We start from the raw sequence: 22,745 nt of genomic DNA, 5'->3' as shown, positions 1-22,745 counted from the left end.
GCCAATTTCAAGAACTCTCTTCTTGCCATGTCGTTTTCCGAAAACGTAATTGAAGTGCGGGGCCTGGGCAAACGGTTGCGTGATGCCACCGGCGAGCTAGTCATTTTGCAGGATATCGACTTCTCCGTCGCGAGAGGCCAGAGCGTGGCCATCGTGGGAGCGTCGGGGTCCGGAAAGTCCACGCTGCTCGGTCTGATGGCCGGGCTCGACACCGCGACCGACGGCAGCATCACGCTGCTGGGCAAGTCGCTCGGTGAGCTTGACGAAGAGGGCCGCGCCGCGTTGCGACGAGGGGCCGTTGGCTTCGTCTTCCAGTCCTTTCAACTGATGCCGCACCTGACAGCACTCGAAAACGTGATGTTGCCGCTCGAGCTGTTGGGTGAGACATGGGAGATTCGCAATCGTGCCGTCAAATTGCTGGAGCAAGTGGGCTTAGGGTCGCGCCTGACGCACTATCCGAAGCAACTCTCGGGCGGTGAGCAGCAGCGTGTGGCGCTCGCACGCGCGTTTGTGACGGCGCCTGCCGTGCTGTTCGCCGACGAGCCGACAGGCAGTCTCGACACGGCCACGGGCGAGCGGGTCATCGAACTGATGTTCTCGCTCAACGAAGCGAGTGGCGCGACGTTGGTGCTGGTGACGCACGATCTGGCGATTGCGCAGCGTTGTGACGCGACGGTGCAGCTTGCGGGCGGGCGCGTCGTGAATGGTGCAGCGATCTGACACGCGATTCCGACGCGGGATTCTGAGGATCGCCCGCTTGACTGACGTCGCCTGAAACGAATAGAGAAGCCGCAATGGCTTCTCTTTTCGTTGGGATCTGACGAATCCACAAGCGTTTGCCGGAAAGTCTCCGGCCCCCTGTAGTCCTATTACCCCTTCTTCTTCAGCGCGTTCCCTGCAATGCGGATCAGCGATGCCGTGGAAGCGTCGTGAGCGTCCGACTTGAGCGAGTCCGGATCGAGCAGCTCCGGCTCGATCGCGCGACACAGGGTCTTGCCCAGTTCCACACCCCACTGATCGAACGGATTGATATTCCAGATGGCAGCCTGCACGAACACCTTGTGTTCGTAGAGCGCGATCAACGCGCCAAGGCGTTCGGGCGTTAGCTTATCGATCACCAGCGTATTGCTCGGACGATTGCCCGCGAAGCAACGTTGCGCACCCAACGGGCCGCCGGCCTGCTCGGGCGTCGCCATCGAGCCGCCCTGAAGGAATGCCTCGCTTTGCGCGAAGCAGTTCGCCAGCAGCTTGCGATGGTGGTCGAGATAGGCCGGTTGATCGTATTGCGGTTCGAGCACGGCGATGAAATCGACCGGCACGAGCGTCGTGCCCTGATGCAGCATCTGGAAGTAGGCGTGCTGGCCGTTCGTGCCCGGCTCGCCCCAGATGATCGGTGCCGTCTGCCAGGCGACGGGCGAACCGTCGATCTGTACCGACTTGCCGTTGCTCTCCATGTCGAGCTGCTGGAGATACGGCGGCAGCTTTTGCAGTGCGTCCGTGTACGGTGCGATGGAGAGCGTCTGTGCGTCGAAGAAATTGCGATACCAGATGCCGAGCAGGCCGAGCAGCACCGGCATGTTCGCTTCGAGCGGCGCGTGACGGAAATGTTCGTCCATCGCGTGCGCACCGGCGAGCAGTGCTTCGAAATGTTGCGCACCCAGATACAGCATGACGATCAGACCGACGGACGACCACAGCGAGTAACGTCCACCCACCCATTCGCCGAACTGGAACACGTTCTCGCGAAGAATCCCGAATCGCATCGCCTCGTCCACATTGGTCGAGACCGCGACGAAGTGCTTGTCGAGACCGCTCTCGGGAATGCCGTTCTGAATGAGCCACGCGCGAATGGTTCGCGCGTTCGTCATGGTTTCGAGCGTCGTGAACGTTTTCGAGCAAACCACGACGAGCGTGGCTTCAGGGTCGAGCGCCGGCAACGTACGCGCGAGCTCTGTCGGATCGATGTTGGCGATGAAGTTCGCCGAGAGGTCTTCACGGCCGTAGACGGCGAGGGCATCGCACACCATGCGCGGGCCGAGATCCGAGCCGCCGATGCCGACGTTGATCAGATGCTTGATGCGCTTGCCCGTCGCGCCGACCCAGCGGCCGTCACGAACGCGTTCGCTGAAGTCGCGCATGCGTGCGAGCGTCTCTCCGACGCCGCTGCTGACTTCGCCTGAGGTGTCGCGAAACGTTACGCCCTTGGGGGCACGCAACGCAATATGCAGTGCGGCGCGATTCTCCGTGACGTTGACGTGTTCCCCGGCCCACATGGCATCGCGCTTGGCGGGCACGTGGCATTCACGCGCGAGATGGGTGAGGAGCGTGCGCGTTTTGTCCGTAATGCGGTTCTTCGAGTAATCGAGATACAGCCCGGCCGCGTGCAGCGAAAAATTGTCGACACGGGTGTTGGCACCTGCACCGGCGAACCAGTCGCGCATGTGTTGTGCAGCGATTTCGTCGCGGTGTTCGAGCAGGGCGCGCCAGGCGGGAAGTTGGTCCAGACGAACGGATGTCTTGTACGGCATGTGCGATATGGCCATTTCGATAAAGCGAAGTATAACGGGAGTCACCGCGAAATCACGCTGAAATGCGGCTAAGGGCAGCGAAGGACGGTGCTATGCGTGGATGACGCTTGCCATGGCCAGTTCGGTGCGGATCGCCGGCAAGAGTTCCGACGCCGTCAGACCCGCCGGCCCCACACCTTCTCGCACGCATCGATCGGCGGCGCGTCCGTGAATCCACACGCCCGCCAACGCGGCTTGCGTCGCGGGCATACCTTGCGCCAGCAGCGCGCCGATGACGCCGGTCAGCACGTCGCCGGTGCCGGCCGTCGCCAGCCCGGCATTGCCGGTCGTATTGATCCACGTTGTTGCGCCATCGTCTACGACGGTGCCCGATCCCTTGAGCACGACCGTCGCGCCAAAATGCTGCGCCAATGCGCGGGCGCAAGCGAGTCGATCTGACTGGATGCGGGCGACGTCGCAGCCTGCGAGCCGGGCGGCCTCCAACGGATGCGGCGTGAGTACCGTCGGTCCGGCGCGGCGACGCACCCGCTCCGCGAGCGCCGGTTCGGCGGCCAGCAGGTTGAGCGCGTCGGCGTCGATCACCAGCGGCGTATCGTCCAGTGCCAATGCGCGGGAAAGGCAAGCGGCGGAGGCAGCCGATGTCCCCAGTCCGGGGCCGACGGACACCGCCTGCATGGTCGCGAGATCGAGATTCTCGGCGTGTCGCAGCATCAGCTCGGGGTGCACCGGATCCCACGCGGGGGCGTCGTGCGCGACGAACCCGACAAACACGCGACCGGCACCGGTCATCAGGCCCGTGCGCGCAGAGAGCATCGGTGCACCCACCATGCCATCAAACCCGCCGAGGACCGCCAGCGAACCGTAGCTGCCCTTGTGCGACGCATGGTGACGATGTGGCAAATGCGCGCGAAACGCGTCGGGCGCGATAGTGGCGATGGGCGTTCGCGCCGGTACTTCCGCGAATGCATCGTGGGCGCCCAGGGTGGCAACGAGCACGTCACCTGCGACGTCTCGCCCGATGCCGGTGAAGAGTCCCGGGCAGGCACCGATCATCGCTATCGTCGCATCGGCCCGGATGACCGGCCCGTCAGCCATGCCAGTGGCGGCAAGCAATCCGCTGGGAATGTCGATGGCGAGTACCGGCGCGCCTTCTGTGTGTGCGTAGGCAATGTTATCGACCAGTGTGGCGGCTGCGCCGTCGAGGGGCCGGGACAGGCCGATGCCGAACAGGCCGTCGACGATCCACGCGTAGGCCAAAGGCTGCGGCCAGGTGGTCGGCGCAGGCCGCACCGGCACACCGGCAGCGAGGGCTTCGCCGAGCGCCCAGCGGGCATCGTCTGCCGAGGGTGGCGAGAGTTGCCACACGTCGACCAGCACGCCTCGACGGTGCAATTCGCGAGCGGCAACGTAAGCGTCTCCGCCGTTGTTCCCTGGGCCAGCGAGCAGCAGTACGGGTTGACGTCCAGCGCTTGCGAGAGCGGGGAGGCGACCGTAAAGCCAATGTGCAATGGCCGCACCGGCGCGCGCCATCAGGGTGTGGGGTGCCAGCTTCGCGGCGGCAGCGCGCTCCACGTCGCGCAGTGTGGCGGGGAGATGCAGGTTGAGCGACGCGGTGGCGGCAGCGGTCGTTGATACGGTGTCTGGGAGGGAATGCGTTGCGCGCGGGGAATCGGACATGGCAGGCGAAGCTCCCGGAAACTAGGGCAATGGACGTGGCGTCGCAGCGCACGACGCGCCCCGTTCGATCCCTGTCGGGGGGACAAGAGGCGTCGGGGATGTCGCCGCGCTTGGCGTGCCTATCTGGGAATTATGCCGTCAACGCGCCGCTTCGACTGTCAGTGTGAATCCCGACACCGTGTCGGCAATCGCCGACGCAGCGTACCGAGCGGGAAAGGGGGGAATCCCCCGTCGTTTCCGCCCGGTCAGCGCTCAGCGATCGTATCGAGCGAGCGTCAGCCCGTTCAGATCGATATCGGGCGTTTGTCCGGAGATGACGTCAGCGAGGACGCGTCCCGAGCCGCAGGCCATCGCCCAGCCGGTCGAGCCGTGGCCGACGTTGAGGAAAATGCCGGGCAGATGCGTTGCGCCGAGCAGCGGCGGGCCATCCGGCAGCATCGGACGCGCACCGACCCACGCCCGCGCCTCGCGGTATTTGCCTGCGCCGGGGAACCAGTCGGTCGCCACTTTGTAAAGTGTAGCGATGGCGCGCTCGCGCAGCACAAGCTGCGTATCGCCCAGCTCGGCCGTGCCCGCAATGCGCAAGCGGTTGCCCTGCGGGGTGATGGCGGTCTTGTACGACTCGTCCATGACGGCGATTCGCGGGCTGAACAGTTCGGTCTTGACCGGCACCGTGATCGAGTAGCCCTTGATCGGCCACAGCGGCAAGTCGATACCGAGCGGGCGCAGCAGCGTGGTGCTCGCCACACCTGCGGCGATCACGACGGCATCCGCTTCGAGCGTCGATGTTTGCCCCATCTGGGCAGTACTGGCCGTCTCCACACTGACACCGGCACGACCAACGTTCGGTCGCACGGAGAGGACCGTCGTCTCTGTGGCGAGCGTGACGCCCATGTCGCGTGCGATCTGGGCAAGGCGCTTGGTAAAGAGCGGGCAGTTGCCGGTCTCGTCGCGCGGCAGATGCAGGCCGCCGGCAAGCGGCGCATCGGTGGAAATCGCGGGTTCGAGCTTGCGGCACTCCTCGGCGCTCAGCAGCCGGTGCGGCACTTCATTCTCGGCGAGCATGGCGCGCGCCGGCTCGTTCATCTTGATTTCGCGTTCGGTACGGAACAATTGCAGATAGCCCTGCGTATGTTCGTATTCGAAAATGTGAGATTCACGCAGTTCGTGCAGGCAGCGCTGGCTGTAGAACGCGAGGCGCTGCATGCGTTCGCGATTGGCGCGATAGCGGTCGATCTTGCACTCGCGCAGCCAGCGGGCGGCCCAGCGCCACGTGCCGGCCGACAGGCCGGGGCGGAAGATGAGCGGGCTGGCGGCGCTGAACATGTAGCCCAGCAGCTTGCGCGGCATGCCGGGTGCCGCCCAGGGCGTGACGTAGCCCGGGGCGATGACGCCTGCGTTGCCGAAGCTGCTCTCTTGCGCAACCGTGCTATTGCGCTCGACGAGCGTGACCGTGTGCCCCGCGGCGGCCAGATAGTAGGCAGTACACGTGCCAATGACCCCGCCGCCGATAACGATGACCTTCATTCCCAACCGTCTGGTGTGTGGCGAACGCCCGTTCGTTCGCTTGTTAGTGTCGTTTTTTGACGTGCCGCATGGCCGGTGAGCTGCATGAACCGGGTTTTGCGGCCCGAGTGGATACGGGGCGCATAGGTTACCAGAGAGACGCCCTCACAGGGCGGGACGCAACGCAGATTGCCTGTCGCGCACTCGGGTATAACCCGGGGTAAGCAGGGTATAATCCCGGTTTGTCGTTCCCCCGCGTTCTGAACGCCTCGCCTTCCGTCCTTCCATGACTCACATTGCCTGCTTCGCCGGCGCCTTGGCGCTCTCCGAATTCCGCCAGCAACGTCTTCTGCAGACCCTGCAAGCCATCGACAGTTCGATCGTGCGCATCGATGCACGCTACGTCCACCTGGTCGCCAGCGCCGAGCCGCTGTCGGGTGACGATGTCGCCCGCGTCGCCGGTCTGCTCACTTACGGTGAACCGGTGCGCGAAGAACCGGTGGGCGACCAACTGCTGGTGATTCCGCGTCTGGGTACGATTTCGCCGTGGGCAAGTAAGGCGACGGATATCGCCCGCAACTGCGGCATCGATCACGTGCGCCGCATCGAGCGTGCAGTCGAATACACGATCGGCGTGAAGTCGGGCCTGCTGGGCGGCAAGAAGTCGCTCGCCGCCGACGTGCTCGCCAGAGTGGCCGCCGTCCTGCACGACCGCATGACCGAAACCGTCGTCGCGACGCGCAAGGATGCCGAAGTGCTCTTCGTCGAACTGCCAGCCAAGCCGCTGCAGACGGTCGACGTGATCGGCGTGGGCCGCAGCGCGCTCGAAGCCGCGAACCGCGATCTGGGTCTGGCGCTGGCCGAAGACGAAATCGACTATCTGGTCGACGCGTTCACCACCCTGAAACGCAATCCGACCGACGTCGAACTGATGATGTTCGCGCAGGCCAACAGCGAGCACTGCCGTCACAAGATTTTCAATGCCGACTGGACCATCGACGGCGAGCGTCAGGACCTGACGCTGTTCAAGATGATCAAGAACACGCACCAACTGCACCCGCAGGGCACGGTGGTGGCGTATTCGGACAACGCTTCGGTGATGGAAGGCGCCGAAGTCGAGCGCTGGTATCCGCGCGGTGCCGACGGCAAGTACGGCCGCAGCGTCGAACTGACGCACACGCTGATGAAGGTCGAGACGCACAACCACCCGACGGCAATTTCGCCGTTCCCGGGTGCGTCGACGGGCGCGGGCGGCGAGATTCGCGACGAAGGCGCGACGGGCCGTGGATCCACGCCGAAGTCCGGCCTGACGGGCTTCACCGTGTCGAATCTGGCGCTGCCGGATGCGCGTGAATCGTGGGAAAACGACCGCGACGTGGCCGTGCCCCCGTCGCTGCGCAAGCCTGATGACACCGGTGCCGACTACGGTCGTCCGGACCGCATCGCGTCGCCGCTGCAAATCATGATCGACGGCCCGCTCGGCGGCGCTGCGTTCAACAACGAATTCGGCCGTCCGAATCTGGGCGGCTACTTCCGTACCTACGAGCAGAATGTGGGCGGTCGTGTGCGTGGCTATCACAAGCCCATCATGATCGCGGGCGGCATGGGCAATATCGCCGCGCAACACACGCACAAGCACGACCTGCCGGCCGGCACGCTGCTGATCCAGATCGGCGGCCCGGGCATGCGCATCGGCATGGGCGGTGGCGCGGCCAGCTCGATGGCGACGGGCACCAACACAGCTGAACTCGACTTCGACTCGGTGCAGCGTGGCAACCCGGAAATCGAGCGCCGTGCGCAGGAAGTCATCAACTGGTGCTGGCGTCAGGGCGAAGCCAACCCGATCCTGTCGATTCACGACGTGGGCGCAGGCGGCATCTCGAATGCATTCCCCGAACTGGTCGACGGCGCAGGCAAGGGCGCACGTTTCGATCTGCGTCAGGTGCAGTTGGAAGAGTCGGGCATGTCGCCCGCCGAAATCTGGAGTAACGAAGCGCAGGAGCGCTACGTGCTCGCCATCGCACCGGACAGCTTCCCGGCATTCCAGGAAATCTGCCAGCGCGAGCGCTGCCCGGTGGCGGTCGTGGGTGTCGCTACGGATGAGCGTCAACTGAAGCTGGTCGACCCGATGCATCCGGAATCGCCGGACCCGGTCGATATGCCGATGGACGTGCTGCTCGGCAAGCCGCCGCGCATGCACCGCGACGTCACGCGTGTGAAGCACGAACTCCCGCCGGTGGATGTCACTGGTCTGTCGCTGGACGAAGTGGCGCGTGCCGTGCTGCGTCACCCGACGGTGGCGAGCAAGTCGTTCCTCATCACCATCGGCGACCGTACTGTGGGCGGCCTGACGGCCCGCGACCAGATGGTCGGCCCGTGGCAGGTGCCGGTGGCCGACTGCGCCATCTCGCTGATGGACTTCGCGGGCTATCGCGGCGAAGCGATGACGATGGGCGAGCGCACGCCGCTGGCGGTGATCGATGCACCGGCATCGGGCCGCATGGCAGTCGGTGAAGCCATCACCAACATTGCCGCCGCACCGATTACGTCGCTGGATCAGATCAAGCTGTCGGCCAACTGGATGGCCGCGTGCGGCACCGAAGGTGAAGACGCTGCGCTGTTCGACACGGTCAAGGCCGTCGGCATGGAACTGTGCCCGGCGCTGGGGCTGTCGATCCCGGTCGGCAAGGATTCGCTGTCGATGCGCACCAAGTGGGATGACGCCGGTCGCAACAAGGATGTTGTCGCGCCTGTCTCGTTGATCGTGTCGGCGTTTGCACCGATCGAAGACGTTCGCGGCCATCTCACACCGCAACTGCGCTCGGTCGCTGACGCGGGCGAGACGGTCCTGATCGCCATCGATCTGGGCCACAACAAGAATCGTCTGGGCGGCAGTATCCTCGCGCAGGTGACGCAGCAGATCGGCGACGTGACGCCCGATCTGGACGACCCCGCAGATCTCAAGCGTTTCTTCGACGCCATCCAGAAACTCAACAGCGACGGCAAGCTGCTCGCGTACCACGATCGTTCGGACGGCGGTCTGTTCGCCACGGTCGCCGAAATGGCGTTCGCCGGTCACGTTGGCGTGTCGCTCAACGTCGACATGCTCACGCTCGACGAAGGCTTCGAGTCGGATTACGGCGACGCCAAGGATTGGGCGAAGCAGACCGTCGGCCGTCGTGAAGACAAGACGCTGCGCGCGCTCTTCTCGGAAGAACTCGGCGGCGTGATTCAGGTGCGCGCTTCGGAGCGCGACGCCGTCTTGCAGACGCTGCGCGAAGCCGGTCTGTCGTCGTGCACGAACGTGATCGGTAAGCCGAACACGAACGACGTCATCGAAATTTATCGCGATGCCAAGAAGGTCTTTGGTGCCTCGCGTGCCGAGCTGCAACGCGTATGGACGGAAGTGAGCTGGCGGATTGCGCGTCTGCGCGACAATCCGGCCGCAGCGGACGCCGAGTACGAAGCGCTGAACGACACGAGCGACCCGGGCCTCTCGCCGAAGGTGACGTTCGATCCGAGCGAAGACGTCGCGGCACCGTTCATCGCATCGGGCGCACGTCCGAAGGTGGCTGTGCTGCGTGAGCAGGGCGTGAACTCGCACCTGGAAATGGCCTACGTGTTGGACAAGGCCGGTTTCGAGGCTTACGACGTGCACATGAGCGATCTGCTTGCGGGCCGTCACTCGCTCGAAGCATTCAAGGGCTTTATCGCGTGCGGTGGCTTCTCGTACGGAGATACGCTGGGTGCGGGTGAAGGCTGGGCGAAGACGATCCTGTTCAACCCGTCGCTGGCCGAGCAATTCGCGGGCTTCTTCAATCGCGCCGACACGTTCGCGCTGGGTGTGTGCAACGGTTGCCAGATGATGAGCAACTTGTCGAACCTGATTCCGGGAGCGGCGGCATGGCCGAAGTTCACGTACAACCAATCGAAGTACGAAGCGCGTCTGACGCAGGTGGAAGTGCTCGATTCGCCGTCGCTGTTCTTCAAGGACATGGCGGGCTCGCAATTGCCGATCGTGATCGCACACGGTGAAGGCTTCGCCAACTTCGGTCAGCAGGGCAACATCGACCAGGCGATTGCGGCGATGCGTTTCGTCGACCATCGCGGTCAGCCGACCGAACAGTATCCGTACAACCCGAACGGTTCGCCGCGCGGTCTGACGGCAGTGACGACTGGCGACGGTCGCTTCACGGTGATGATGCCGCACCCGGAGCGTGTGTTCCGCACCGTGCAAATGAGCTGGGCACCGGAGCAGTGGGGCGAAGACAGCCCGTGGATGCGCATGTTCCGCAACGCGCGCCGCTGGGTGGCTTGACGAGTTGCGCGGTGAGCGCGTGCCTCGCTTGATGCGGTAAGTCTGAAAGACCGTCTTTCCTGATAAGGGGAAGACGGTTTTTTTACGTCCGGTGCCCATAAACTAAAATCCCGCCGAGTGGCGGGATTTTCGTATCGATTTGCAGCGCGGCCTTACTGAATCTTGGCCTTCTTTTCCAGGCCTTCGATGAAGCCTTGCAGCTTCTCTTCCTGCATCTGCTGTACGAGCTGCGGCTTGACGTCTGCCAGCGGCGGAATCTGTGCGTCGCGCACGTCGTCCAGTTCGAGCACGTGGTAGCCGAACTGCGTCTTCACCGGCGTTTGCGAGTATTGACCCTTCTGCAACTTTTGCAGCGCGTCGGCGAACTCAGGCACGTAAGCGTTGGCCGGCGACCAGTCGAGGTCGCCACCATTTTGTGCCGAACCCGGATCCTTCGAGTACTGCTTGGCGAGGTCGGCGAACTTCGCGCCACCCTTGAGCTTCGCAATGATGTCCTTGGCCGTATCTTCGCTCGGCACCAGAATGTGACGTGCGTGATATTCCTTGTCGCCAAACTGCTTCTTCAACTGGTCGTAACGCGCTTGCAGGTCAGCGTCCGTGACCGGCGACGTCTTCTGGAAGTCGGTGATGAGTGCGCGGATCAGCACGCCTTGTTCGGCCAGCTTAAGCTGCTGCTTGACGCTCGGGTCGGTCGCCAGACCCTTGCTGATGGCTGCCTGCGCGAGCACTTCGCGCTTGACCAGTTCTTCGCGCACTTGCTGTTGCAGTTGCGGCGAGTTCGGCTGACCCTGACGGACCATGTCGCGCAACATGGCGTCGGCGCGCGCCACAGGCACCGGCGTGCCGTTCACGACGGCGACGTTCTGGGCGAGGGCGGGGAGGGAGACGGCGGTCAGCGACACGGCTGCGCCGAGCGCCAGTGCCGTGCGGGCGAGTTTCAATGCCATGCTGTTTTTCCTAACGAATGACGAAGGCAAGATTAATCGACGGGGGACGCGTCGCAGGCTAGTTACGCTTCGCCCGGGGCGAGCGCAACGATGGCGAGGGCGTGAATGCCGTTCTGCATCAAATCGGCTAGCGCATCATACACCAGGCGGTGACGCGCAACGCGGTTACGCCCGGTAAACGCGGCGGAGACGATACGCACGTTGTAATGCCCGCCCGAGGCGGCGCCAGCGTGTCCGGCGTGCCGTGCGCTATCGTTCTCAAGCGCAAACTCAAGCGGGGAGAGCGCAGCGGTGAGCCGCGCTTCGATTTGCTGTTCCATGGTCATGGCGGAGGCTTCCTGACAGACGACGTTACTCGTCCTGTTTGATGTACTTCGCGAGCCACAGGCTCTGCACGACGATGAACACGACCATGAGGCCCATGCCGCCGAAGAGCTTGAAGTTGACCCACGTGTCGGTAGAGAAGTGATAGGCGATGACCAGATTGAGCACGCCCATCGCGAGGAAGAAGAGCGCCCAGCTGAAATTCACGGCGCGCCACAGATGCTCGGGCAGCGCCATTTGCTTTTCCATCATCGCGCGAATCAGATTCTTGTCGAACATCAGTTCCGCAACGAACAGCGTGACGCCGAAGAGCCAGTAAAGCGCAGTGGGTTTCCACTTGATGAAGGTCTCGTCGTGCAGCAGCATGGTCGCGCCGCCGAACACCACGATAATCGCAAGACTCACCCATTGCATGGGTTCCACCTTACGGTGGCGCAACCACATCCAGATAACCTGAGCGATCGTCGTGACGATCGCGATGCCGGTCGCAACGTAAATGCCAGCGAATTTGAAGGCGACGAAAAACAGGATGACCGGTAACAGGTCGAAGAGAAATTTCATGAAGTCTCGGCTTGGGGGCTTCGGAGGTTTGCGCCCCCGACGCAAAGGCCGGGGCGCAAACCCGCATTATATTTCAAAGGCCCGTGCCGGGAACGGAGAAGCGTGTCGGTTACTTGACGATTTCGATGCGCTTCACATCGATATCGTTCGGCTTCATGCGGTGGGTGTCCACCTCGCCGAAGATGCGCACCAGCGTTTGCGGGGTAATCTGCTGCCCCGTCGGAAGGTATTTATCGTCGAGTTCGATCTCAATCGAGCCGGAAGCGTCCTGGAACGTGTAGTGCTCGTGCTTGATCCGGTTGACGATGTGCCCCTCGATGACGGCCTCCATATCCTTCGGAGCCTTGAGCGCCTGCTCGACCGTCACGGCGCGCGGCATAGCCGACGGTACGGCAACGCTGCCTCCGGCCGTCGTGCCGGCTTGCGGTACATTGATTTGCGCGTGCGCCGGGGCGCTAAGCATGACGCCGCCGGCAATCAGCGAGGCGGCGACGGCGAGGCTAAGGCGGCGTTCGGATTTCTTGGACATGACATGGGCTCCCAGTAAAAAGTCAGGTGGACGCAAGACTAAGGCCAGAAGTTGCCAATTGCGCGAGAAAGGCGCGAAATTCACGCCGATTCACCGTGATTCAGCGGCGCGTGGCCGCCTTTTGAAAGCGGACGCCGTAGCGTCCGCTATGCAGAAGATTACCCTCAATCGTCTTTCTGCTTGTCGGACTCTCCAGCTTTGTCCTCAAAGTTCAGCGATGCCGAGTTGATGCAATAGCGCAGGCCGGTCGGCTGCGGTCCGTCTTCAAAAACGTGCCCGAGGTGAGCGTCGCAATTGTGGCAGCGCACTTCCACACGCACCATGCCATGACTGTAATCGGCGATTTCGTCGATTCCGGCGCCCTCGATCGGTTTGGAATAGCTCGGCCAGCCGCATCCGGCATCGAACTTCTCGGTCGACTCGAACAGCGGCGCGCCGCAGCACACACACCGGTAAGTGCCGTCCTTCCAGTGATCCCAGTAACGGCCGGTAAAGGCACGCTCGGTCGCCGCGTGACGGGTGATCTGGTACTCGACGTCGTCGAGTTGGGCACGCCATTCGGCGTCGGTCTTTTCCACTTTGCTCATAGAAATCTCCTGTGGGGCGCCAGCACGGCGTGGGTCACCGTGCGTCGCTTACGTTCAGTCGGGTTCAAAGGGATTCAGCGTGTCAGGAAGCCAATATGGGGACAAAACCTGTCTTTGCAACGCGTGGTCACACCACGTGCGCGGCGCGCCGAACCCCAAAAAAATCAAGACGAGCAGCTCACTTCCAACTGACCGGCCCAGTCGGGCGGCAATTCAGCGTAGCGCTCGAATTCGGGTTGTTCGTCATACGGATGCGAAAGCACCTTGAGCAGCGTATCGACCTCGGAGAAGTCCTTCTCATTGGCGCGACGAATGGCCACTTCCGCCAGATGGTTGCGCAAGATGTATTTCGGGTTGACGAGCCGCATTGCCACGGCGCGTTTCGCGTCCGTGCTGGCCTCATGGCGCAGACGCGCGCGGTAATCGACAGCCCACGCGTCGAATCCGGGACGGTCGATGAACATGTCGCGCAGCGGGGCGTCCGCGTCGGGGTTGTCCAGCTGCAACGTCGCCAGTGTGCGGAACAGATGCGTGAAATCGACGCGCCCTTCGTGCATCAGCTTGAATAGCCGATTGATGAGCGCCTCGTCGTCAGCGTGCGATTCGCGCAGGCCCAGCTTGGCGCGCATGCGCAGGTCGATTTCTTCGGCAAAGCGCGTTTTGAAAACGGGCAGCACCGATTTTGCCTGTTCGACGGCCGCTTCACCTTCGCCGAACAGCGGCAGCAGCGACTGCGCCAGACAGAACAGGTTCCAGTACGCGACGTTCGGCTGCGCCTGATAGGCGTAACGTCCCTGGGTATCGGAGTGATTGCAGATGTGATGCGCGTTGAAGCCATCGAGAAAACCGAACGGGCCGTAATCGATCGTCAGACCGAGAATCGACATGTTGTCGGTGTTCATCACGCCGTGGCAGAAGCCCACGGCCTGCCAGTGCGCCACGAGTTCGGCCGTCGCGTCGCATACGGCGCTCAGCAGGGCGAGATAGGGGTTGGCTTCCTCGCGGCAGTGCGGATAGTGGTGATCGATCGTGAAGTCGGCAAGCTGACGCAAGGCTTCGTACTGATCGCCTGCCCAGAAGTGCTCGAAATGGCCGAAGCGGATGAAGCTCGGCGACAGACGTGTGACGACTGCTGCGGTCTCAATCGTCTCGCGGCGCACCGGCGCGTCCGAGCCGATGACGCACAGGGCACGCGTGGTCGGCACACCGAGGTGAAACATGGCTTCCGAGCCGAGAAATTCGCGGATGGACGAGCGCAGCACGGCGCGTCCGTCGCCCATGCGCGAATACGGTGTGAGACCGGCGCCTTTGAGCTGAATCTCCCAACGCCCGCCGGGGCCGTCCGATTCACCGAGCAACAGCGCACGGCCGTCGCCCAACTGACCGGCCCACACGCCGAACTGATGCCCGGAGTAGACGCTGGCGAGTGGATCGCCACCGACCAGTGGGGTATTGCCCCCGAACGTGGCAAGGAATTCCGGATCGCGCGCGGCGTCCGGCGACCAGCCGAGCAGACGCGCGGCATCGGCGGAAAAACCGACAAGGTAGGGCGCGGGGAGCGGCTGGGGCGGCAGACGGGTAAAGAACTCGGTGCCGAGCGTCGCGAAACGGTTCGCCAACGATAGCGGTCCGAACGGTTTGAGCGAGGCGGAAACAGTGGCGGAGCGGTCGGTAGCCGGCATTGGGGACGTTCCTGATGGTGAACAAACATTCTACTTGAGGTGTCCGTTGCTTGCTGCCGGCTTGCGTACACTGGCGGGGCGTTGCCCGTGTTGCGCCGCACAAGCGATGAGCGTTGACCGGGCGAGCGTGCACGTCAAGAATGATTTCCGAACACGGCTTTCTCATCGACGCTCTTGCCGCTTTTCAATCGCTCGCTGTTCAGTCTTTCCATTGTTGTTCCCCGACGTATCCCCGTAATTCCGGTTTTTCCGACTTTTCTGGAGATTCGACGTATGGCAACACCGCTCCTCGGCCAGATGATGGCCGCGCCGCTCCTGATTTCCTCGCTGCTCACGCATGCCGCCCGCCACCACGGCGACACCGAGATCGTGTCGCGCCGTGTCGAGGGCGATATTCATCGCTATACCTGGCGCGACGCCGAGCAGCGCGCCCGTCAACTGGCTCAGGCCCTGCGCCGTCTGGGCGTGAGCGACGGCGAGCGCGTGGGCACGCTGGCATGGAACGGTTACCGGCATCTTGAGCTTTACTACGCCGTCTCCGGCATGGGCAGCGTGGTGCACACCGTCAATCCCCGACTGTTCCCGGAGCAGATCGCCTATATCGTGGGGCATGCCGAAGACCGCTACGTCGCGTTCGACATCAACTTCCTGCCGCTGGTCGAAGCGATTGCGCCGCTGTGCCCGGGCGTGCAGGGTTGGATCGCGATGACCGATGCGGCCCATATGCCTGCGTCGAATTTGAAGTTGCTTTGTTATGAAGACCTGATCGCCGCGGAGGACGGTGACTTCGCGTGGCCGTCGATGGACGAGAACACGGCGTCCGGGCTTTGCTACACGTCGGGCACCACGGGCAATCCGAAAGGCGTGCTGTACAGCCATCGCTCGACGGTGCTGCATGCGTTCGGCGCGTCGCTGCCCGATGCGATGTGCATGTCGGCGCGCGACGCCGTCCTGCCTGTGGTCCCGATGTTCCATGTGAACGCGTGGGGGCTGCCGTACTCCAGTGCGCTCACCGGCGCAAAGCTGGTGTTCCCCGGCAAGGATCTCGACGGCAAATCGCTCTACGAACTCTTCGAAGCCGAGGGGGTGACGTTCTCGGCAGGCGTGCCTACCGTCTGGCTTGGGTTGCTGACGTACGTGAAATCGATCGGGGCCCGTTTTTCCACGCTGGAACGAACGGTCATCGGCGGTTCGGCTTGCCCGCCCGCCATGCTGCAATCGTTCGAAAAGGATTACGGCGTTCGCGTCATTCATGCGTGGGGCATGAGCGAAATGTCGCCGCTCGGCACGTTGTGCCACCTTCGTAAGCATCATCGCGAACTGCCTGAGTCGGAGCAGCAGCACATTCTGGAGAAGCAGGGGACGGCCATTTACGGTGTCGATCTGAAGATCGTGGGGCCCGACGGTGAGGCGTTGCCGTGGGACGGCAAAGCGTTTGGCGATCTGCACGCGCGCGGGCCCTGGGTGCTCGACCGATATTTCCGCGCCGACGCGTCGCCGCTGATCGACGGCTGGTTCCCGACCGGCGACGTGGCCACCATCGACCCGGAAGGCTATGTGCAGATCACGGATCGCAGCAAGGACGTCATCAAATCCGGCGGCGAGTGGATCAGTTCCATCGACGTCGAGAACGTCGCTATGGCGCATCCGGAGATTCATGAAGCCGCATGCATTGCGATTCGTCATCCCAAATGGGAGGAGCGGCCGTTGCTGGTGGTCGTGCGCAAGCCCGGCTCGACGCTCAGCCGTGAGGACGTGCTGGCGTTCTATCAGGGGCGTGTCGTGAAATGGTGGATTCCGGACGACGTCGTCTTCGTCGACGAGATTCCGCATACGGCGACGGGCAAGATGCTCAAGCTCAAGTTGCGGGAGAAATTCCGCGATTACGAGGCGACGACGTGACGTTTCCGGGGTGAGGGCGGCGTGCACCGCAGACCGAATCGGAATCTTCCGACTCAGCGGTGCTCGTCGTCCGAAATCCAGCATTGACGCCGTTTTTCGGGCGATCCGGGGCCATTCCGGCGGCACGTCCCCTCTATAATGTCACCCTGAATTTCCCCCGATGCGGCGCTTGCGCCGCGTCTTTCATTGGCTTTCCGAAGGAGACGCAGTGCATCTGCTGAGTGCCACCGCCGGCCTCGTACTGGTGAACGGTGTGAGCTACGGCTTGCTGCTGTTCATGCTGTCCAGCGGACTCACGCTGATTTTCAGCATGCTCGGCGTGCTGAACTTCGCGCATGCCAGTTTCTACATGCTCGGCGCGTACTTTGCTTATGCGTTATCGGGCGTGGTCGGTTTCTGGGCGGCGCTGATCGTTGCACCGCTGGCGGTCGGCATTGCGGGCGCGGTGTTCGAGCGCGTCGTCCTGAGACGTCTGCGCGCGCGCGGTGCTCTGGCGGAATTGCTCGCCACGTTCGGGCTGGCCTATATCGTGGTTGAGCTGGTGCAGCTGGCATGGGGCCGAGGGCCGGTCGACTATGGTGTGCCAACAGCCTTCGAAGGCGTGCTCGTTCACGTGGGCGGGGTTGCGGTGCCGGCCTATCGTCTGTTCCTGATGGGCCTTGCCTGTGCGATTGCGCTGCTCGTCTGGGTAGCATTTCGTGCGACACGCGCCGGGCTGATCCTGCAGGCGGCGCTGTCGCAGCCAGCCATGACGCAGGCGCTGGGATACGACGTGCCTTCTCTGTATACCGGGGTGTTCGCGTGCGGTGCGGCGCTGGCCGCGCTTGCCGGTGCGGCAGGCGGCAACGTGTTGGTGACGGAGCCGGGCATGGCTGCGACGGTGGGCAGCGTGGTGTTCGTCGTCGTGGTCGTCGGTGGCCTCGGTTCGCTGGGCGGCGCTTTCGTCGCGTCGGTGCTGATCGGGTTGCTGCAAACCTGGGCAGTGACGAGCGACGCGACACTCGATCAATGGTGGTCGAGCGGCGGAGCCGGTGACACCGTCTCACCCCTGTCGTTCCTGTCGCCCTTGTTGCATCTGAGCGTTGCGCAACTGGCACCGGCCGTCCCCTATCTGCTCATGGTCGCGGTGCTGTTGTGGCGGCCGCGCGGGCTATTCGGCGTGAGGGAGGGGTGATGGACGAGGTGATCGTGAACGCGCCACATGCGTCGCCCGCGAGTCCTGCGTCGTGGCGCTGCCGGGTCGCCGTATGGGGTGCCTTTGCCGCCATCCTGTGTGTCGCCCCGTGGTGCTTTCCGTCCGACGCGGCGCTGACCCTGATGACGCAAATGGGGACGGCCGCGATTCTTGCGCTCTCCTTCAATCTGCTGCTTGGCTCAACGGGCCTGCTTAGTTTTTGTCATGCGACTTACGCGGGCATCGGCGCGTATGCCGGAGTGTGGTGCATGAATCGCATCGGCATTCAGGGGTTGCCGGTGTCGATGGCGCTCGTGCCGTTCGCGGGGGCGCTGGCCGGGGGCGTCGCGGGCGCCACGCTTGGGTATGTCACGACGCGTCGGGCCGGGATGACATTCGCCATGATCACGCTCGGTGTGGCTGAGCTTGTCTGGGTGATGGCAGCGATGCTGCCCGAGTGGTTCGGTGGCGAGCGTGGCATTCCCACCGACCGCACGCTTGGCGCTGCATGGTTCGGCGTGACATTCGCGACGCAGCGCGAAGTCTATGGGCTGGTCGCTTTCTGGTTGTTCATCTCTGCGGGCATGATGTTTGGCGTGACACGCACGCCGCTGGGATTTCTGGCGCGCGCCGTGCGCGACAATCCGGTGCGGGTCGCATTCCTCGGCCAGTCGCCTGCCGCTGTGAGATACCGGATGCAGATCCTCGCGGCAGCGTTCGCAGGCGTGGCCGGTGCATTGGGTGCGATGAATTTCGAACTGGTGAGCGCCGACACATTCAGTCTGGAACGCTCCGGCATTGTGCTCGTCTTTACGGTGCTGGGCGGGGTGTCGTATTTCATCGGGCCGATGCTCGGGGCTGTCGTTGGGGTGTTTGCGACCGTCGTGCTCGCCACGATGACGCGTGCGTGGCAGCTCTATCTCGGTCTGGGATTTCTAGTCGTCGTGGTGTTCGTGCCGGGTGGCATGGCGGGCCTGCTGGCGGCGCATTGGCAGGCATGGCGTGACGGTAGACTCCGCAAGCTTTGGAAGCCTTACGCAGCCGTGTGTGTGGGCGTCGTGCTGACACTGTTTGCCGGTGTCGCGATCATCGAAATGATCTATGACGCACGCCTTGCCGTCGACGGCGTGTCGACCGGCGGCCTGCGCCATCGTTTGGGCGTGGGCGCGTGGATGCTCGCTGTCGTTGCGGGTCTTGCGGGTGGGGTCATCCTGACGTTTGCAGGGCGTCGTTTGCGCCGCAAGATCGGCGACGGCGCGGTGACGGCGGAGGTCCTGCGATGAGCCCATTCGTCATGCGTGCGGATTCAGCGGCGACCCCGGCACAGGCGCTGAGCGTTCGGGGGATCGGTAAAGCGTTCGGACGCACACAGGTGCTGGGGGGTGTCGATCTCACGCTCTCGCCCGGCGAGCGGCTTGCCATCATCGGCCCCAATGGCGCAGGGAAAAGCACGCTGTTCGATGTCATCACGGGAAGAACGCGTCCCGATAGTGGGCGAGTGCTGTTGCATGATCGCGATGTGACGGGCCGCCCGCCCCATGTCATCAGCAGACTCGGGTTGTCGCGCAGCTTTCAGACGTCGCAATTGTTCGGCCAGATGAGTGTGATCGACCATTTGCGGTGCGCAGGTCTTTGGCCGAGCGGCCATCGTTACACATTTTGGCGGCGCATGCGGGGTCTGGACGATGTGACCCGGCGCAGCGAAGCATGGCTCGAACGTCTTGGGCTGGAGGCCCGGCGCGATGTGCCTGCGGGGGCGTTGAGCTACGCAGAGCAGCGTGTGCTGGAGGTCGGGTTGTGCGCGGCATCGGCGGGCGACGTGATGCTGCTCGACGAGCCGACCGCCGGTATGAGCCAGTCGGAGTCGGTGCGCATGGTGTCACTGATCGCCGAACTGAGCCGGGGGCGCTCGCTGCTCATGATCGAACACGACATGCAGGTCGTGTTCTCGCTTGCCGACCGAATCGCGGTGCTGGCGCGCGGTGTCGTGATCGCGTGTGACACGCCAGACCGGATTCGTACCCATCCCGACGTGCGGATGGCGTATCTGGGCGAATTCGCAGATAGATTCGACGTCGATGCAACGAGCGAGGGCCGCGATGCTTGAGTTGATCGACGTCAGAGCTGGTTATCGCGGCAGTCGGGTGCTGCACGGTGTGACGATGCGGGTCGCGCCGGGCGAGATCGTGGCGGTGCTTGGGCGCAATGGGGCGGGGCGCTCCACGCTGGCTCGCGCCATCATGGGGCAGGTGGCCCGCGAGGGAGAGATCCGCTGGCACGGGCAATCGCTGACCGCACTGCCGTCACATCGTATCGCCAGACTGGGCATCGGTTACGTGCCGGAAACGCGCGACGTCTTCGGGCCGCTGACGGTGCTCCAGAATCTTCAGCTTGGCCAGCGTGTCGTGAAGCAGCGGACTGGCTCGGGCGACTCCGGCCGGGAAATGACGGTTGCGCAGGCCTTTGAGCGCTTTGAAGAGCTGGCACCGCGTCGTGATGCACCGGCCGCTTCGCTATCGGGCGGTGAGCAGCAATTGCTTTCTCTGTGTCGAGCCATGATGGCCGGGCCGGATTTATTGATCGTCGACGAACCGACCGAGGGGCTCGCGCCGCGTGTGGTGGCTCGCATTGGACGGATTCTCACGGATCTGCGAGCGACGGGCGTCGCTATTTTGTTGATCGAACAGAAGCTCTCGCTCGCGCTGAGTTGTGCGCAGCGCGTTGCCGTCATGGGGCGCGGAGCGCTCGTTTTCGAGGGCACCCCGGAGGCGCTTGCGGCCGCGCACGAGATCCGTCGCGAATGGCTTGAGGTGTAGCGCTGCGCTAGAATCGGATGATCGTCTTGCCGCAGCTTGCGGGATCGCGGCACCCCCAAACGACGCCAACACTATAAGGAAAGAGACAAGGATGAGCACGGCTTATGAGGTTCGTGACGGCGTGGCCGTCATCACGCTGGAGAATCCCCCGGTCAATGGTCTGGGGCATGCGACGCGTGCTGGCATTGCGCAAGGACTGACACAGGCCCAGGCGGATGCACAGGTGCGCGCGATTGTGCTGATCGGCAGCGGCAAGGCGTTCTCCGGTGGTGCCGATATCCGCGAGTTCAATACGCCTAAAGCCACGCAGAGTCCGCTGCTCGTCGACGTGATCAATGCGCTTGATGCGTGCACCAAGCCGGTCGTCGCGGCGGTGCATGCGGTCGCCATGGGCGGTGGTCTTGAACTGGCGCTCGCCTGCCACTATCGCGTGGCGTTGCCGGGCGCGCAAATTGCTTTGCCGGAAGTGAAGCTGGGCTTGCTCCCAGGGGCAGGCGGCACGCAACGCCTGCCGCGTGCTATCGGCGTCGCGCGTGCGCTCGACATGGTGGTGACGGGGCGCGTCGTGAAGTCCGAAACGCTTGTCGGTACGCTTTTTTCTGATGTTTTCGAGGGTAATCACGACGATTTGCTGGCGGGCGCCATCGCGTTCGCCAGTGACGTCGCCGACGCCGGAAACGCGCTGCCGCGACTGCGCGACGTCGCAATCGAAGACGCCGACGGCTCGGCTCAATCGGCCATCGACGCCGCACGAGACAAGGTGCAGCGCGAGCAACCGCATTTTCCGGCACCGCATAAGTGTGTGGCGGCAGTCGAAGCGGCGTTGCAGCGTCCGTTCGACGAGGGCGTCAAATTCGAGCGCGAGTGTTTCGTCGCACTCGTGAGTTCGCCGGAATCGAAGGCGTTGCGCCACGCGTTTCTCGGTGAGCGTGCTGCCGCCAAGATTGCGGACGTGCCCGACGATACGCCGGTGCGCAGCATTGAGCGCGTGGCCGTCATCGGTGCGGGAACGATGGGCGGCGGCATTGCGATGACGTTTGCCAATGCGGGTATTCCCGTCACGCTGGTGGATACGACTGAAGCCTCGCTGGCACGCGGCGTCGAGGCCATGCGCAGCAACTACGCTCGGGCCGTCACGCGCGGCAAGCTGTCGGCCGATGAGGCGGAGAAGCGGCTGGCACGCATTCACGGCAGCACCGATTTCGTATCGGTGGCCGACGCCGATCTGATCGTCGAAGCTGTTTTCGAAGACATGGCGATCAAGCAGGTCGTTTTCCGCGAGTTGGACAAAATCGCGAAGCCCGGCGCAATTCTGGCATCGAATACCTCCACGCTGAATCTCGACGCGCTGGCGGAAACCACTTCGCGCGCGGCGGACGTCATCGGCATGCATTTCTTCAGCCCGGCGAACGTCATGCGTCTGCTCGAAGTCGTGCGCGGCGCAAATACGGGCAAGGATGTGCTTGCAACGGTGATGAAGCTCGCGAAGCGTATCGGCAAGCTGGCCGTGGTGGCGCGCGTGTGCGACGGCTTCATCGGCAACCGCATGCTCGAACCGTATTTCAAACAATCGCAGTGGATGGTCGAGCAAGGCGCGACGCCTGCGCAGGTGGATGCAGCCATCGAGCGTTTCGGTTTCGCGATGGGGCCGTTCCGGACGAGCGATCTGGCGGGCAACGACGTCAGTTGGGCGATTCGTAAGCGCCGTCATGCCGAGCAGCCGGGCATCGTATATCCGAAGATTGCCGACGTACTTTGCGAAGCGGGGCGCTATGGTCAGAAGACGCACGCCGGCTGGTACGACTATGCCGAGGGCGACCGTACGCCGCGCGAGTCGGCCAAAGTTGCACAAATGCTCGAGGACTATCGCAAGACGAACGGCATTACGTCGCGCGTCTTTTCGGACGAAGAGATCGTCGACCGCCTCGTGTACGCACTGGTCAACGAAGGCGCCAGAGTGCTGGCCGACGGAACGGCGGCGCGCGCGTCGGACATCGACATGGTGTATCTGAATGGCTACGGCTTCCCGCTGTGGCGCGGCGGCCCGATGCTCTACGCCGATACGATCGGACTCGATAAGGTGCTTGCGCGTGTGAAGTCTTTCGAAAGTGGCGAGCACGGCGAAGACTGGATACCCGCCGCGCGACTGGCCGAATTGGCCGAAGCCGGGAAGCGTTTTAACGGCTAAGGGGAG

The 22,745-nt window shown here is 63.5% G+C and carries 17 protein-coding genes; 8 read left to right on the top strand and 9 right to left on the bottom strand.

The window, feature by feature from the left end; all coding sequences use genetic code 11:
• Positions 1–27: 27 nt before the first annotated feature.
• Positions 28–720: an ABC transporter ATP-binding protein gene (locus NTU39_RS15435; RefSeq protein WP_257957997.1), complete on the top strand. Its 693-nt coding sequence runs from the start codon at positions 28–30 to the stop codon at positions 718–720.
• Between the two features lie 149 nt (positions 721–869).
• On the opposite strand, the gene pgi is transcribed toward NTU39_RS15435, so the two are convergent.
• From pgi to NTU39_RS15420, 3 genes are all read right to left on the bottom strand, one after another.
• Positions 870–2,528, bottom strand: a complete 1,659-nt coding sequence (pgi, locus tag NTU39_RS15430) for a glucose-6-phosphate isomerase (protein ID WP_150662944.1) — start codon at positions 2,526–2,528, stop codon at positions 870–872.
• 90 nt (positions 2,529–2,618) lie between these two features.
• Entirely contained in the window at positions 2,619–4,205 is a 1,587-nt protein-coding gene (locus tag NTU39_RS15425) for an NAD(P)H-hydrate dehydratase (RefSeq protein WP_257957996.1), read from the bottom strand.
• Between the two features lie 252 nt (positions 4,206–4,457).
• Complete coding sequence (locus tag NTU39_RS15420) at positions 4,458–5,732, bottom strand: D-amino acid dehydrogenase (RefSeq protein ID WP_150662942.1); 1,275 nt, start codon at positions 5,730–5,732, stop codon at positions 4,458–4,460.
• 265 nt (positions 5,733–5,997) lie between these two features.
• Here NTU39_RS15420 and purL point away from each other — a divergent pair, with 265 nt between their 5' ends.
• Positions 5,998–10,029: a phosphoribosylformylglycinamidine synthase gene (gene purL, locus NTU39_RS15415; protein ID WP_150662941.1), complete on the top strand. Its 4,032-nt coding sequence runs from the start codon at positions 5,998–6,000 to the stop codon at positions 10,027–10,029.
• Between the two features lie 152 nt (positions 10,030–10,181).
• Here purL and NTU39_RS15410 read toward each other — a convergent pair whose 3' ends face one another.
• The 6 genes from NTU39_RS15410 to NTU39_RS15385 form a co-directional block, all read right to left on the bottom strand.
• Entirely contained in the window at positions 10,182–10,976 is a 795-nt protein-coding gene (locus NTU39_RS15410) for a peptidylprolyl isomerase (RefSeq protein ID WP_257957995.1), read from the bottom strand.
• Between the two features lie 62 nt (positions 10,977–11,038).
• Positions 11,039–11,302 carry a BolA family protein gene (locus NTU39_RS15405; protein WP_039397988.1) on the bottom strand — a complete coding sequence of 88 codons (264 nt, stop codon included), beginning with the start codon at positions 11,300–11,302 and terminating at the stop codon, positions 11,039–11,041.
• Between the two features lie 25 nt (positions 11,303–11,327).
• On the bottom strand, positions 11,328–11,861 hold the full coding sequence (locus NTU39_RS15400; RefSeq protein WP_039397990.1) for a septation protein A: 534 nt from the start codon (positions 11,859–11,861) through the stop codon (positions 11,328–11,330).
• A 109-nt stretch (positions 11,862–11,970) separates the two neighbouring features.
• Positions 11,971–12,474 carry a NirD/YgiW/YdeI family stress tolerance protein gene (locus NTU39_RS15395; RefSeq protein WP_150662939.1) on the bottom strand — a complete coding sequence of 168 codons (504 nt, stop codon included), beginning with the start codon at positions 12,472–12,474 and terminating at the stop codon, positions 11,971–11,973.
• A gap of 80 nt (positions 12,475–12,554) precedes the next feature.
• The gene (gene msrB / locus NTU39_RS15390) at positions 12,555–12,977 is read right to left on the bottom strand and encodes a peptide-methionine (R)-S-oxide reductase MsrB (RefSeq protein ID WP_150662938.1); all 423 of its coding nucleotides are present in this window, start codon (positions 12,975–12,977) and stop codon (positions 12,555–12,557) included.
• 164 nt (positions 12,978–13,141) lie between these two features.
• Complete coding sequence (locus NTU39_RS15385) at positions 13,142–14,659, bottom strand: protein adenylyltransferase SelO (RefSeq protein WP_257957994.1); 1,518 nt, start codon at positions 14,657–14,659, stop codon at positions 13,142–13,144.
• A 273-nt stretch (positions 14,660–14,932) separates the two neighbouring features.
• Between NTU39_RS15385 and NTU39_RS15380 the strand changes: the two genes are divergently transcribed.
• From NTU39_RS15380 to NTU39_RS15355, 6 genes are all read left to right on the top strand, one after another.
• On the top strand, positions 14,933–16,561 hold the full coding sequence (locus tag NTU39_RS15380) for a 3-(methylthio)propionyl-CoA ligase (RefSeq protein WP_150662936.1): 1,629 nt from the start codon (positions 14,933–14,935) through the stop codon (positions 16,559–16,561).
• A 277-nt stretch (positions 16,562–16,838) separates the two neighbouring features.
• Positions 16,839–17,735 (top strand): branched-chain amino acid ABC transporter permease, encoded by an 897-nt coding sequence (locus NTU39_RS15375; RefSeq protein ID WP_257960092.1) that lies wholly within the window; start codon positions 16,839–16,841, stop codon positions 17,733–17,735.
• Positions 17,735–19,018 (top strand): branched-chain amino acid ABC transporter permease, encoded by a 1,284-nt coding sequence (locus NTU39_RS15370; RefSeq protein ID WP_150662934.1) that lies wholly within the window; start codon positions 17,735–17,737, stop codon positions 19,016–19,018. Before NTU39_RS15375 ends, NTU39_RS15370 begins: the two co-directional genes overlap by 1 nt.
• Positions 19,015–19,842, top strand: a complete 828-nt coding sequence (locus NTU39_RS15365; protein ID WP_257957993.1) for an ABC transporter ATP-binding protein — start codon at positions 19,015–19,017, stop codon at positions 19,840–19,842. Before NTU39_RS15370 ends, NTU39_RS15365 begins: the two co-directional genes overlap by 4 nt.
• Positions 19,835–20,551 carry an ABC transporter ATP-binding protein gene (locus tag NTU39_RS15360; RefSeq protein ID WP_150662933.1) on the top strand — a complete coding sequence of 239 codons (717 nt, stop codon included), beginning with the start codon at positions 19,835–19,837 and terminating at the stop codon, positions 20,549–20,551. The genes NTU39_RS15365 and NTU39_RS15360 overlap by 8 nt, the downstream gene beginning before the upstream one ends.
• Positions 20,552–20,642: 91 nt before the next feature.
• A complete protein-coding gene (locus NTU39_RS15355) occupies positions 20,643–22,739 on the top strand; it encodes a 3-hydroxyacyl-CoA dehydrogenase NAD-binding domain-containing protein (protein ID WP_257957992.1) in 2,097 nt (698 codons plus the stop codon).
• Positions 22,740–22,745: the final 6 nt, after the last annotated feature.

The sequence above is a fragment of the Pandoraea commovens genome, assembly GCF_024704525.1.
In the GTDB taxonomy this organism is placed as follows: domain Bacteria; phylum Pseudomonadota; class Gammaproteobacteria; order Burkholderiales; family Burkholderiaceae; genus Pandoraea; species Pandoraea commovens.
Note: the sequence above shows the minus strand (reverse complement) of the source record. Positions and strands in the feature narration are given on the sequence as shown.